The organism is Bradyrhizobium sp. WSM1417, from assembly GCF_000515415.1.
Taxonomy (GTDB): Bacteria; Pseudomonadota; Alphaproteobacteria; order Rhizobiales; family Xanthobacteraceae; genus Bradyrhizobium.
The window spans coordinates 4,062,692-4,076,420 of the sequence record NZ_KI911783.1 but is presented as its reverse complement, the minus strand read 5'-3'; the positions used below and the strand labels follow the sequence as shown (position 1 = coordinate 4,076,420).

Below are 13,729 nucleotides of genomic sequence, written 5' to 3'. Positions count from 1 at the left end.
TTACCCTCCCAATCGACGGACGATGCTTTGCGTGAAGTCGCCAGTGGACGCCTTGCCGCCCAGATCGGGCGTGCGAACGCCGTCCTTGCGCAAGACCTGATCAATTGCCGCCCTAAGTCGGTTTGCGAGATCAGGCTGATCAATGTGCTCCAGCATCAGCCCGACCGCCAGCAGCAAAGCGAGCGGATTGGCGATTCCCTTGCCGGCGATATCCGGCGCCGAGCCGTGCACGGCCTCGAAGATCGCCGCATCCGGTCCGATGTTGGCACCGGGCGCCATGCCGAGACCGCCGACCAACCCGGCGAGCTGATCGGACAGGATGTCGCCGAACAAATTGGTGGTGACGATGACGTCGAACTGCCAGGGATTCATCACGAGCTGCATTGCCGTGGCATCGACGATGCGATCGTCCATTTTGACCCTGCCCTCGTACTTCTTTGCAACCTCGTGACCGACCTCGAGAAAGATGCCGGTCAGCGCCTTCAGGACGTTAGCCTTGTGCACGACGGTCACCTTCTTGCGACCGTTCTTGAGTGCGTAGTCGAATGCGAATTCGATGATCTTGCGCGATCCTTCGCGGGTATTGACCCCGGTCGAAATGGCGACCGCGTGCGGATCGTCCCCGATCGGGATGTAGTGTTCGAAAGCGACATAGAGCCCGCCGAGGTTCTCTCGAACCAGCACGATATCGATTTCGTCGAATCGTCCTCCGGGAACCATGCTTCGAACCGGCCGCAAATTGGCGTAAAGGCCGAACTCTTCGCGCAGACGAACATTGATCGAGCGGAATCCTCCTCCCACCGGCGTTGTTAGCGGGCCCTTCAGGGCGAGCCGCGTACGTCGGATGCTGTCCAGCGTCGCCTGCGGCAGCGGATCACGGCTTTCCTCGATCGCGGCCAGGCCACCCTGTTGGATGTCCCATTCGAACGGAGAGCCGAGCGCTTCGAGAATGTCGACGGCCGATTTCACGATCTCGGGGCCGATACCATCGCCTGGAATGAGCGTAGCGGGCCGCTTCGTTTTGGATTGAGCAGGCATTCCTATGTCCTCGAAGATGAGAGCCGCGGAGTTTTGTGAATGTCAGACATGCTGCCTTGCACTCAATGCACGGGGGCTTGCGGCGGAGGCGACGGGTTGCGTTTCCTGCTTGCTGATCCAAAGCACCGCGATGATCCCGGCGATTTGAAGCAAAGCCAGTGGTATCAAGGCCGCGGGGAAGCTACCCGTCGCCTCCTTGATGACGCCGAGCAGCCACACCGCGCCAGAAGTGCCGATGTGCGACAGGGTATTGATGCCGGCAATTCCGGCCGCAGCAGTTGCCGGAGAGAGTGTCCCAGTCGCCAGAGCCCAGAATGGTCCCTTGATCGAATAATTACCGATCAAGACCACGCTCAGAATAGCAAGCGTCACGGGTAATGAACTCGTGAGCATGGTCGCAAGCAGCGCCGTTGCGCATAACGCAAGTGGGATTGCGGTGTTTTGGGCATGGGCGTTCGACCTGTCCGAATATCTTCCCCAGAAGATCATCGCGACGGAGGCGATGCCAAATGGGATGGCATTCAGGAGGCCGGTCTCCATGTTGGACATCCCGAACGATTTCACGATCTGAGGCTGCCACAACGACAACGCGTTGCTCGTGGCCGAGCTTCCCGCATAGATCAGACCTAGGATGAGCACATATTTGTTGGTCAGAATTTGCCACAGCGACATGTGGCCGACCTGCTTCGCCATCGATCGCTCGGACTGCAGGCGCGCGTCGAGCCAATTGCGCGCCTCCGGCTCGAGCCACTTTGCATCAGCGGGTTTGTTCGGAAGCCCGAAGAACGAGACCAGGCCGAGCAGGACGGCCGGAATGGCTTCAACGATGAAAAGCCACTGCCAACCACGCAGACCCAGCAAGCCATCCATCGCCAGCAAGGCGCCGGATATCGGCGATCCCAGAAAGCTCGATAGCGGTATAGCCACCATGAAAACCGCAACGATCCGTGCGCGATAAGCCGCCGGAAACCAGAAGGTCAGATACAGGATCACACCAGGAAAGAACCCGGCCTCCGCTGCACCCAACAAAAAGCGGCTCAGATAAAAAGTAATCGGCCCTACCGCAAAAGCGGAGAGAATACCGACTATTCCCCATGTGATCATAATACGCGCGATCCAGATCCGCGCGCCAACTTTCTGCATCGCCAGATTGCTGGGCACCTCGAAAATAATGTAGGCGATATAGAACAGCGCCCCGCCCGCCCCGAAGGCAGCCTGCGTCAGCCCCAGATCCTTGTTCATTTGCAGGGCCGCAAAACCGGCATTGACGCGGTCGACGTATGAAATGAAATAGCAAAGCATGAAAAACGGAAGCAGGCGCCAAGTAATGCGGCGCATGGTTCCCGCTTCGATCCTCGGTAGCGGCGCGGAAGTCGTTGGCATGGCGTCCTCGTTTCGGATTGACAATCAGGCAGCCAGTTGGCGTAGGACGTATTGAGGAATTCCGCCGTTACGGAATACTCGAGCTCGTCGAGCGTATCGATGCGGCAGGTCAAGGAAATGATGGCCTTGTTCGCACCATCGGACTCGCGGATCTCGATCGCGAGCTTCTCGAGACGCTGGGAAGGCCATTCTTTTCCGCCGCGGCAAGCGAATAGTAGGCGTAGGTCTTTGCACCGACGACAAGTGTCTGGCGAGCGTCGAAGCTGTTGAGATACTGCTTCACTATCAAGTCCCCCTTCGCTGGAATCGTCCGCCTCCCGCAGATCTGAAGCCGGTCTATTTCTCCGATGCTGCAAAGGGATCGAGACCCGCTTTTTTCAGGGTCGGAGCGGCTGCAGCTGAAGCGAGGAAGGCAATGAGAGCCCGTCCGGCTTCCGGCTGAGTGGCGCTGGAGGTTATGCCTGCAGAAAAGATCGTGATTTTCTGGACGTCTGGCGGGAGCGGCCCGACAAGATCGGCTCCAGCGATCGGCAGAAGTTCACTGATCTGTTGAAAGCCGAGTTCGGCGTCACCGCGTGCAACAACACTCGCGACCGGCACGGCCGGAATCATTTTGGCTTTGTCCTTCATCTCGGCGGCAATCCCGAGACGCTTGAACAGCTCGGTGCCCACATAGACGCCGCTGGCGCTATCGGAGTAGGCAATTGACTTCGCGTTCAACAGTGCCTGTTTCAATGCGTCAGGCGTACCGATATCAGGCTTTGGGGTCCCGGCGCGTACCGCGATCCCGATCGGCGAGCGTACCAGGTCGACGCGGCTGGTTCTGACTGCCCTGCCCTGCTCGATCATCTCGCCCAGCGCGTCGCCGACCATGATGAGTACGTCCGCTGCCTCCCCGCGTGCCAGTCGCACAGGGATGGCGTTCTCCGTCTTCCCCATCGAGGGGCCGTAGGCCGTGACGACTGTGTTTCCCGTCGCGCGTTCAAATTGCGGTACGAGCTCCTTGTAAGGTGTCGCTAAGCCTCCCGAGATCATGACCCTGATCTCGGACGCCCTGGCGATTCCCGCCGCTGCCAAAATGATCAGCAAGCTTAGCGCAATCAGCCTGCGCACGTGGGTCATCACGCTCATCGGCAACTTCCTTCGATGCAATAATTCGGAGACTGTGCTCGCTCGACGACGACCGAGGTCATCGATCTTTTGGTACTCACGTCCCTATCGCCGACTCCAGCGAATTGGCGCCGGATAGCGCGCGTCGTTGTTGCGGCCTGTAAACGAAGTAGGTCCCGGCCAGACCACAAACCGCTGCCGCACTCATCCAATATCCCGGCGACGCGTTGTCACCAGTGGTAGCGATAAGCCAGGTGCAGACCGCCGCGGTAAATCCCCCGAACGTCGTTGCCAAACTATATGCGAGAGAGAATCCCGACGTTCGCACGCTAACCGGCATGACTTCGGTCAATGCGACAATCATTGCGCCGTTGTAGCTGGCGTAGATGAACGACAGCCAAAGCTCGACCATCAGCATCTTCGAAAACGTCGGTCCTTCTGCCAGCCAAGAAAGCGCCGGATAGGCGGTGAGAAACGCCAGCGTCGAGAAGGTAATCAGGATCGGGCGACGACCGATACGGTCCGAGAGTGCGCCCATGATAGGGAGCCAGATAAAGTTCGAAAGACCAACACAGATGGTCACAATCAGACCGTCGGCCGCGGACAATTTGAGGACCGATTTGCCGAACGTCGGCGTGTAGACGGTTATGAGGTAGAACGACACCGTGGTCATGATCACCATCATCATCCCGGCAAGAACAATGCTCCAGTTTGCGAGGATGGAGCGATAGATTTCGCGGGGCGTCGGATGATGCTTCCGCGCTAGGAATTCATCGGTTTCCTGCAGCGAGCGTCGAATGAAGAACACGAAAGGAACGATCAGGCAGCCGATGAAGAACGGGATACGCCAGCCCCAATCGTCAAGCTGCGCCGGTGCAAGCCATGCATTCAGAGCGAAACCCAGCGAGGCCGAGACGATGATCGCGACCTGTTGACTTGCCGATTGCCAGCTGGCGTAGAAACCCTTCTTCCCCGGTGTGGCCATCTCCGAGAGATAGACGGAAACACCACCGAGCTCAACGCCAGCCGAGAAGCCTTGCAGCAGGCGTCCAATCAAGACAAGGATCGGCGCCAATATGCCAATGGTTGCGTAACTCGGCACGAACGCGATGAGCACCGTTCCGGCAGCCATGATCGATAACGTAACGATCAGGCCTTGGCGCCGGCCGATCCGATCAACGTAGGCGCCGAGGATGATGGCGCCGAGCGGGCGCATCAGAAAACCTGCGCCAAACGCGACAAAGGTCAGCAGCAGTGACGCGTATTCATTTTCGAGCGGGAAGAAGGCCTTGGCGATGTACGATGCGTAGACCCCGGACAGAAAGAAATCGAACATCTCAAGAAAGTTGCCACTGGTGACGCGGAGCACCATGCCAAGCTTCGACTGTCCGGTGGTAGCCGTCATGCCGTTCTCCCTTTTTATCGTTTATGATTTTTGTCTTGTTCACCCGTCTTGCAGGTGTTGCGAACTTAATCGCGGCCGGATTGACCGATACGCGGGGTGCGATCGTTCAAGCTACGATTGCTGCCTCATCGTATATCAGCTCCCTGTCACCAACCTGTCGCTGCCGCACTCCGCAGGAAAATCGGGTTGAAGACAGCGCGCTTGATGAGCGGCAGATATGGGGGGCTTCTCTCGGATGTTATTCCGTTTGAAATCCAAATCCGTGGATTTCTATCGATCCTGCAACGCGCGGCGCCACTCTTTGAGAAAGCTCGCTCGTTTCGATTGATCGAGATAGGTGAGCAATTCTGCACCAATATGGATCGGCTTGACCGCGTTGCTGCGATCCGCAGGTATCACGCCTTGTGCACCGAGACCGAGGCGCACAGGACCGACCGACCGGGCCAGGAGAAATTTCTGGCCGCGTTCCGAAAGCAAGTAATCGAGGAACAGTTTCGCGGATTCTGGGTTTGGCGCGGTGACCGGTATGAAGGCTATGCGCGACATCAACGTGATGTAGTCGGCAGGAAACACTATTCCGATTGAGGCATCTTCCTTGGCCCGTTCGATCGCGTAAGACCCTATCATATTGTAGGCGATCAAATGTTCGCCGGATGAAATTCGATCGAGCACCGTTCCGGTGGTCGAGTAGAGCTTGATACCGGCGCCGCCGAAGGCACGGACCAAATCCCACGTCGTCCTCGTGATTCCGGCATCGCGCGTGATGAACAGGAATCCGGTCCCGCTCTGCTCCGGGTCATAGGTTGCGATCTTGCCCCGATAGGTGTCAGGCTTTCGGCTTAGAAGCCTCTTCAGATCAGCGCGGGTTCGGGGAACGTCGGACTCCGCAACGAGATTCTTATTATAAACAATGACAATCGGCTCCGCCGTGATGGCATAGGCTTCGTCTTTCCAGATTGCCCAATCCGGGATATGTGCAATTTCCTTCGACACATAGGGTTGGGCATAGCCGTCATTGACGAGCTTGATCTGCAGATCCATCGCGGAGCTCCAGACAATGTCTCCGGGTGCTGCGCTGGAGGTCGAGGGATCCACGACTTGATTGTAGATCTCGTTGGAATTGATCTTTGTATGGACGATCTCGATGTCCGGATGACGTGCCCGGAAATCGGCAAGCAAGTCGGCGACGTCCGCGTCCTGGGTCGTCGATACGATGTTGAGTTGCTCTCGAGCTCCGGCGATAGCGGATGCTTGCCCCTTGGGAAGGCTTACTTGCGCCTGCTCCGACATGGCAGGCCATGCGAGCAAGACTCCAACGCACAAGGCCAAGGCTTTGGCAGCCCCCATCGGGACGTTTCCTCATCGATGATCCGCTTTGCGGACTTCAGTTTGTTCGGGACTGCAGCCATTTGTACGGCAGCGCACAATCGGGCCTCAACTTGAGCTTTCACCATCACGCTTGGCAAGAGGAAAGCTCACGGAAACCCGCAGACCCCGGCCTTCCGGGCCAGGTGCAAGCACGATTTGAGCCCCGAGACGGTCCGACAAGGCTTTCACGATGGCTAGTCCAAGACCGCTGCCCGCAGGGCCGTTCGCCATCGGAATCCGATAAAAACGCTCGAAGACGCGGGCGCGATGGGCCTCCGGAATTCCTGGACCGGTATCCTCGACTTCAATTCGCGCGGTCGTGGCGTCAACAACCGCGCGAACCAGGACCAACCCGCCGGGTTGGTTGTAGCGGATGGCATTGTCGATCAGGTTTGCCAGCAATTCGCCAATCAGGACGGTATTGCCGGCGATGACCGCGGGACCGTCAAATCGATCGAACTGGACGTCGATGTCGCGCGCGAAAGCCTGTGGGGCACGCTCCGACAGGACATTGAAGGCGACCTCGTTCAGGTCAACGTTCTCCGCGGCCGGTTGCGCAATGTTCTGCTCGTCGGCCCGAGCCAGTGTCACGAGCTGCCCGAGCAGCCGTTCAAGGCGGTTGATGGCGTTATCGACCTCGTTGAGAGCAGATCGGCCCGCCGGCGTCTCCGACCCCAGGCGTCGCACCAGATCGAGATGCGTCCGCAATATCGCCAATGGCGTTCGCATCTGATGCGAGGCATCGGCGGTGAATCGGCGCACCAGTCCAATGGCCAGATCCAGCCGCTGTAGCAGGGAATTTACCGCGAGCGCCGGTGCTAAAGCTTCCTGCGGCACCCGGGAAAGATCGAGCGGACTGAGATTTGGACCGCCCTGAATACCGCGCGCGTCGATTTCTTGCTTGAGTTCGCCAAGCGGCCTCAGGCCTCGATCGACCGCGTACCAGCCGAGGCAAGCGATGAGGCTAATCAACCCGGCCTCGAGCATCGCCAGTCCGATCAGCATTTCACGTTCGACGACGCGGCGTGCCTGCACCGTTTCGGCCACTGCGACGAGGACCAGCCCTGGCCTGCCGTAGACCTGCCGCGCCTGCGCGCCGATACGAACCGTTTTGCCGCGATACGCGCCATCGCGATGGCCTGTTTCCCCAGCCTTCAATCGATCGAAGCCGGCCAATGGAAGATCCTTGTACCCGGTGATCAATTCGCCGAGGTAAGTTACGCTGTAGTAAATGCTATCGTGCGACTGGCTTTCCAGCATGCCGAGCGCAACCTGCGGCAAGTCGACGGTCAGTTCGCCATCTTCCACGCCGACACGTTCGGCAATGGCGAGAACCGATCCATCGAGCAACCGGTCATGGACTGTCTGGACAACGCGCTGGATCAGCAACATACCGCCGATTCCAAGCACGATCGCCAATACAATGGCGGGCGCCACCAGATTGGTGAGGAGCGTTCGCCTCAACGACGGCCGCCAGGTGGCGATCACTATACCTCCAGCAGATACCCTAGCCCGCGGACGGTGCGGATCCGCGGCCCGTCGGGACCGAGTTTCTGGCGAACGCGACCAACATAGAGTTCCGCCGCGTTCGGCGCTACCGCCTCGTCGAAGCCAAATACCTCCGCGATCAGACGCTCCTTGGACACGACTTTGCCGGCGCGGGTCATCAGCACTTCCAACACGGCAAACTCGCGCCGTCGCAACTCAAGCGGCCGGCCGCTCAGCGTAATCGTGCCCGCGGCGCGGTCGTACGCGAGCGGGCCACAGATCAAGGTCGGATTGGGCAGCCCTTGCCCCCTTCTCACGAGCGCACGGACGCGGGCATCAAACTCGGCGATATCAAACGGCTTGGAGAGGTAATCATCGGCGCCGAGATCGAGCCCGCTGACCTTGTCGCCGACCGTATAACGGGCAGTCAGAATCATGACCGGAACGGTTGACCCCGCCTGCCGTATCTTGTGCAGGACTCCGAAACCCGACACGTTCGGCAAGTTGATGTCCAGGATGATGAGGCTGTAGGGTTCCAGCAACGCCGTCTGCGCCGCCGAAGCCCCGTCAGACTCGATATCGACGGCGAACCCGGACAGCTTGAGCCGCTCGGCAAGGCCCCGCGCCATGGCGGCATCGTCCTCGACAATCAGAATCCTCACTGAACAAGCCCTTGCGTTCGCACCACCCATGCGAGGGAGACGTCGCCGTGAGGCTAGAAGGACAGTATCGAAAGATCAAATCGGAGCTTCCTCGCGCATACTAGGTCCTGGCACAGACAGAAATCACTCGCGCGCGACCTGTATTGCTCCTGACCAGCGATCCTCGACGCAGTCTTGGCTCCAAACACAAACACATCGAGCGCAATTCCGCGCTGCTCCCTTTCGAGAGCGCCTTGCGCGATTCAGATCGAGGTCGCTCACTCGAACTTTCCAGGAATTTTCCAGTGCACACATCGCGCACACGTCGCCCGCTAACCAATTGGAAAACCTAAACTCTCGCTCCTCGCCGCACTCTATCGAGACGCCTTCCGCGAGGATCCGACCGTCTTCGATCCTGATATCGCCAGGCAGATCGAGTAAGGGCTGGCGTGGTCGGGCGCCGAAGTAGCTGGTGCGCTGCTGGCAAGCGCCGCAATCGCCAATGCTTTCGCTGCATTCTTCACCGAGGTCGATCTGTTGCTGGCGCCAACCGTCCCCTGTGTCGCCTGGCCACTCACCCAGTCCGGACCCGACAGGATCGGTGGCCGCGCGGCGAACCCGCGCGCACGCGGCGTTAACTCCCTTTGTCAATCATGCCCGCCTGCCGGCGATTTCGACACCGTGCGGAACGGATCGGTACGGGCTTCCATTCGGGCTTCAGGTCATCGCTGCACGCGGACAAGACCGCACGCTGCTTGAAGCAACGCAAGAGATCGAGGCCATGTTGCGAACATAAGTCCGGCCGGCAGATGTCTCTTCCGAACACGCCGATCAGCCCTTATGGGCTTTCAACGGGCGCGGGGACGAGTAAGATGCTGTCTCGTGGGCCCGGAGGCAGAATGAGCCAGCGCAAGTTCATGGGACTTGGCGGCGGTGCGACAGCGTCAGGATTGGGCATTGCGCGAGCGAGCCAGCGATCGGCCAATGCAGCCGCCGAGCCCCCCTACGATGATGAGCAAGAATTCCCATTGATCATCGCGAACATACCCGCAACACCTCGCCAAAAGGCCTGGGCGGTGGGTGTCGCCGTCTTGCTCATCGCCTTTGCAGCGGCCATCGCGCCGTTCGCCCGGATCCAACTGGGCCAGATCAATGGTTTCGTTCCAGTATTGCAGACCGCCTTAGCCCTGGCCGAGTTCATCACGGCAGCCCTGCTGTTTGCACAATTTTCGATCCAGCCTCAGCGGGCACTTCTCGCACTCGCGAGCGGATACGTTTTCAGCGGATCGTTCGCATTCTTGCAAACGCTCGCTTTTCCGAACGGATACGCTAGCGCAGGTGTCATTGGAAATGGACTGGATAGCCCCGCTTGGCTTTACGTGCTTTGGCACACGGCTTTTCCCGCGGCTATCCTGGTGTACGGATTCACAAAGGATCACTCCACCGCCGGCCGACCAGGCAGACCCGCAATAGTCGCGATCGTACTAGCTTTCGGCGGCATCGCCGCCACCGTGGCAGCACTGACATGGATGGTGACCGCGAAAGCCGATCTTCTCCCTAGCTTCTACATGAACGACGTCAAGCATCAGACGCCTCTCGGTAATCAGGTCAACCTGCTACTTTTGCTTTGGAATGTGACTGCTCTCACCGTCTTGTTTGCGCGCATGCGCACCATTCTTGACCTTTGGCTGATGGTGACTTTGCTCGCCTACTTGCCGAACTTTCTGGTAGCGATCATCGGCAGCTCGGTTCGATTCACCATCGGTTGGTATGCAGCACGCGGTTTCGTTCTGGTCGGCAGTTGCATGTTGCTGACCGTATTGCTCATCGAAACGATGTTTATCTATTCGCGCCTCGCCAGCGTCATTGCCCTGCAGCGACGCGAACGAGCGAACCGGCTTCTCAGCATCGATGCGGTCACTGGCGCGATCGCCCATGAGCTGAGATCGCCATTGGGGGCCATCTCGCTCAATGCTGCGACAGGGTTGAGTCACTTGCGAGCTGCCTCCCCTGAACTCGAGGAACTCGAGAACATCCTCTGTGACATCGAAGCCGACGGCGGTCGGGCGGCTGACATCATATCGAGCATTCGCGAGATGACAATCAAAACGGCGCGCGGCGGCGCTTCGGCAAACGTCGAGGACATCGCGGAGCTTACACTGAGACTGTTGAAGCACGATCTCCTGGCCAATGGCGTATCAGTGACGACGGAGCTTCAGGGCAACATACCTCCAGTCGCACTGGACGGCACTGAGCTTCAGCAGATTGTCCTGAACCTCTGCAAAAACGCGATTGACGCAATGAGCTCTGTCCCCGCCGACCAACGAGAGCTCCGTCTGAAAACCGCCCTCGATGGTGGCGCAACGGTCCATTTGTCCGTCGAGGACTCGGGCACCGGCATCACACCGCGTCATCAAGAGCGCATCTTCGACCCTTTCTTCACGACGAAGCAAGGCGGTATGGGGTTGGGACTGGCCATCTCCTCCAACCTGGTCGCAAGGTGCGGAGGAAGGTTGAGGCTGGTCAAATCGGACGTCAGGGGCTCCGTTTTCGAGTTGGAGATGCCAATCTCCGCTCCCACTTCGTTGCAATGACACTACGAGACCGTCACGATCGTTCCGCCTTTCGCTCACTTCATAGAGATCATGATCGTGCTAAGGTTGGCGACCGATACGAGGGTTGCCAGACGCACTATCTGCGTGCGTAGCTCAGGGTTTTGCACCATCGACCTTCTTCCAGGTCTGGTCCGGATCGAATGCAGTCATGCGGGAGACGAGAACCTTGGTCCGATAACCGAGATCCTTCTGATAGATAACGCCCGCATGGTTGACCAGGAAGGTCATGACGCCGGAATTGCCGTACTCGGCAGGCCAGGCGACCAGTGCAAAACCTCCGATCATCTTGCCCTTGACTACATAGTTGAGCTCGCCGCCTGGCGCGTTCGACCCCTGCCCCTTCAGGATCCGGAAATAATAGCCGTGGTAGGGCGCCGCACCCTCTTCGGCCTTGTAGCCTTCTGCCGAAGCCTGCGCTGCCAATGCGCCGAGCGGGCTCTGGTCATTGTCGTCGCGCCAGAACAACCCGTCCTTCTTGCCCGCGCTGCTGACGATGCGTTGTGCGTACACGCCGGCCCCCTCACCGCGATCCTTGTCGGCGTAGTCGTTCTCGGCATCGACAAAGGCGAGACAGGTCTGGATGGCGTCGAGCTCATTGCGGCCGATGCGGCGATAGAGCACTTCGATGCGGCCTTCGGCAGTATCGAATTCCCATCCGGTCTTGGTGTTGACGAGTGGGATCGGGAACGGGAAGTCGTCCGGACCCAACATCAGCATCGCCTTCTTGTTACCCTCCGCCTTGATCGAATGCTTGGCTTCATACATCGAGATGAAGCGTTTCCGAATGTCGACGTCGGCGACCTCATCACCGGACGAGACGATGTCCTCGGCAGCGCTGCCGAGGACTTTCAGGATGGCCCGGTCCGGCCCGCTTTTGACGGCGGCGGCTAGCGCCGCTGCCGCATCCTCCGGTGTCGGATAGGACTGCTGCGCAAGGGATGGCGAGTTCAGGAGCGCCAGCGCCATGATGGCCGGCAACGCCGCACGATGAAGCGACTTCAGACCCATCATGGCGTCACCCCCGCAGGAATCCGCGCGCCGCTCTCGAGCCAATCGCGATAGGTACGGAATTTCAGACCGAGCTTTTCGTAATGGACCCGGAGATAGCCGTCGGCTCCGCGGGTGACGGCTACCGGCTTCACTTCCTCGACTTCCTGCGCAATGACGCCGACATAGGCCTTGTCGCTGCCGATATAGCTGAAGCGGTAGTAACCAAGCCCGCTTGCGAGATGGCCGAGCAGAACGACATCGTGCTTCAGCCCGATATCGGAACGCCGTCCGCCGCCACCACCACCACCGCGGCCACCGCCACCGCCACCCTGGAAGCCTCCGCCGCCGCCTCGGCCGGCGAAGCTCGCGCCTCCGCTGCCGCCACCGCGCGGTCCCATGCTCGCCATGCTCGCCTGGCCACGGGCCGATGCTGCAGCCGCCGAGCGGCCCGACGACACGTTCAGGGCGCCACCACCACCGCGGTTCGCGGCCTTGGTGCCGCCGCCGCCCTTGGCACCGCCCGCTTTAGGGCCAGCACTCTTTGCGCCGGCATTCTTGGCACCACCGCCTTTGGCCGCGCGATCGCCGCCACCTTTGGCACGATCGCCTCCCGCCTTGGCACGATCGCCCGCGCCTTGTCGGTCACCGCCTCGATCACCTGCGCGATCGCCGGCACGATCTTCTGCGCGATCTCCCGCACCTGGCCGATCCTGTCCCGGCTTCTGCTGTCCGTCGCGGCCGCGGAAATCCATCCGGTCGGCGGCCCCGGCCTTCAGATTGCTATTGCCGAAGCGCTGCTGAACGTTGGCGTTGTTGTAGCGTACCCCTTGGCGATGCGAGGGATTGTGCTGCCAGCCATTTCCGATATTCGTGGTCCGGTGATTGATATAGACGTTGCGGTTGCCCCAGTTGCAGCCGCCGCCCCAATAATTGCCCCAGCGACCGATGGCCCAGGCCGTGCCGAAGGCGAGACCCGCCGCGACAACGCCTGCGCCGATGTAGGACGGGTAGCCGAAGTAATATGGTGGATACTCGGTGTAGGGCCACGCGCCGTAGACTGTCGCAGGCTCGTAGTACGGCACATACATCGTATCGGGAACCGCCGGCTCGATCACGACCACCTGCCTGCTTTCCTCTGTCTTGACGCTCACCTTCTGCTGCTTGGTGGTCACCAGCTTCTTGTTGTCATAAGCCTTGGTACGCAGCCGCTGGACCGCATCCATCACATCCGGCTGCTGTGCCAGCACGGCGTCCCCCAGCGCCTTGGTCCAGTCGAGCTTGTCGCTCATCATGGCCAGGACCTCTGCAGTCGAGGCCACCGCCTTGATGCTGTCATCCCACGGCTGCTTCTCGACTTCAGTCTTCAGGGCATCACCCTTCAGAGTCTTGCGCTCCTTCAGCCAGCGATCGGCCTGAACGACTTCCAGAGGATAGGTGGAGGCCGCCAGCACGTTGGCAAGCAACTCGTCGGGGTAGAGCGCAATCGGCGCGACCAGAGCTTCGAGTTGCTCCGGCTTCAGAAGCTCTGCGGCTTGCGCGGGGGGATCTGCCTGCTGTGGGCTGGAGGCGGGCGCCTTATCTGCGGTCTGCGCCGCCGCCGCCAGCGGAATCGCGATCACGAGCGCAAGCGCCATCAAGGTCCTGCCGCAGCAAAACATCAGATCCTCCATACACATGTCCGGCGATCATCA

10 protein-coding genes and 1 pseudogene are annotated in these 13,729 nt (G+C 59.8%); 2 read left to right on the top strand and 9 right to left on the bottom strand.

The window, feature by feature from the left end; translation table 11 throughout:
* The 7 genes from BRA1417_RS0119370 to BRA1417_RS0119340 all read right to left on the bottom strand — a co-directional run bounded on the left by BRA1417_RS0119370 (position 1) and on the right by BRA1417_RS0119340 (position 8,454).
* A complete protein-coding gene (locus BRA1417_RS0119370) occupies positions 1-1,038 on the bottom strand; it encodes an isocitrate/isopropylmalate dehydrogenase family protein (protein ID WP_027517219.1) in 1,038 nt (345 codons plus the stop codon).
* A 42-nt stretch (positions 1,039-1,080) separates the two neighbouring features.
* A complete protein-coding gene (locus BRA1417_RS0119365) occupies positions 1,081-2,421 on the bottom strand; it encodes an MFS transporter (RefSeq protein ID WP_027517218.1) in 1,341 nt (446 codons plus the stop codon).
* 336 nt (positions 2,422-2,757) lie between these two features.
* Positions 2,758-3,552: a substrate-binding domain-containing protein gene (locus BRA1417_RS0119360; protein WP_027517217.1), complete on the bottom strand. Its 795-nt coding sequence runs from the start codon at positions 3,550-3,552 to the stop codon at positions 2,758-2,760.
* Positions 3,553-3,628: 76 nt separating this feature from the next.
* Positions 3,629-4,936 (bottom strand): MFS transporter, encoded by a 1,308-nt coding sequence (locus BRA1417_RS0119355; RefSeq protein ID WP_027517216.1) that lies wholly within the window; start codon positions 4,934-4,936, stop codon positions 3,629-3,631.
* 270 nt (positions 4,937-5,206) lie between these two features.
* Positions 5,207-6,283, bottom strand: coding sequence for an ABC transporter substrate-binding protein (locus BRA1417_RS0119350; RefSeq protein WP_027517215.1), 1,077 nt, complete (start codon positions 6,281-6,283; stop codon positions 5,207-5,209).
* An 87-nt stretch (positions 6,284-6,370) separates the two neighbouring features.
* A complete protein-coding gene (locus tag BRA1417_RS0119345; RefSeq protein WP_027517214.1) occupies positions 6,371-7,792 on the bottom strand; it encodes a sensor histidine kinase in 1,422 nt (473 codons plus the stop codon).
* Positions 7,792-8,454, bottom strand: a complete 663-nt coding sequence (locus BRA1417_RS0119340) for a response regulator transcription factor (RefSeq protein WP_027517213.1) — start codon at positions 8,452-8,454, stop codon at positions 7,792-7,794. Before BRA1417_RS0119340 ends, BRA1417_RS0119345 begins: the two co-directional genes overlap by 1 nt.
* A gap of 342 nt (positions 8,455-8,796) precedes the next feature.
* Between BRA1417_RS0119340 and BRA1417_RS42885 the strand changes: the two are divergent.
* Both BRA1417_RS42885 and BRA1417_RS0119335 read left to right on the top strand, forming a co-directional pair.
* Positions 8,797-9,229: pseudogene (locus tag BRA1417_RS42885) on the top strand (amidase family protein); the annotation flags it as partial.
* Positions 9,230-9,332: 103 nt separating this feature from the next.
* Positions 9,333-11,027 (top strand): MASE4 domain-containing protein, encoded by a 1,695-nt coding sequence (locus BRA1417_RS0119335; protein ID WP_027517212.1) that lies wholly within the window; start codon positions 9,333-9,335, stop codon positions 11,025-11,027.
* A 114-nt stretch (positions 11,028-11,141) separates the two neighbouring features.
* On the opposite strand, the gene BRA1417_RS0119330 is transcribed toward BRA1417_RS0119335, so the two are convergent.
* Together BRA1417_RS0119330 and BRA1417_RS0119325 are read right to left on the bottom strand one after the other, a co-directional pair.
* The gene (locus BRA1417_RS0119330) at positions 11,142-12,059 is read right to left on the bottom strand and encodes a DUF2950 domain-containing protein (protein ID WP_027517211.1); all 918 of its coding nucleotides are present in this window, start codon (positions 12,057-12,059) and stop codon (positions 11,142-11,144) included.
* Positions 12,056-13,696, bottom strand: coding sequence for a DUF3300 domain-containing protein (locus BRA1417_RS0119325; RefSeq protein ID WP_027517210.1), 1,641 nt, complete (start codon positions 13,694-13,696; stop codon positions 12,056-12,058). Before BRA1417_RS0119325 ends, BRA1417_RS0119330 begins: the two co-directional genes overlap by 4 nt.
* Positions 13,697-13,729 lie beyond the last annotated feature (33 nt).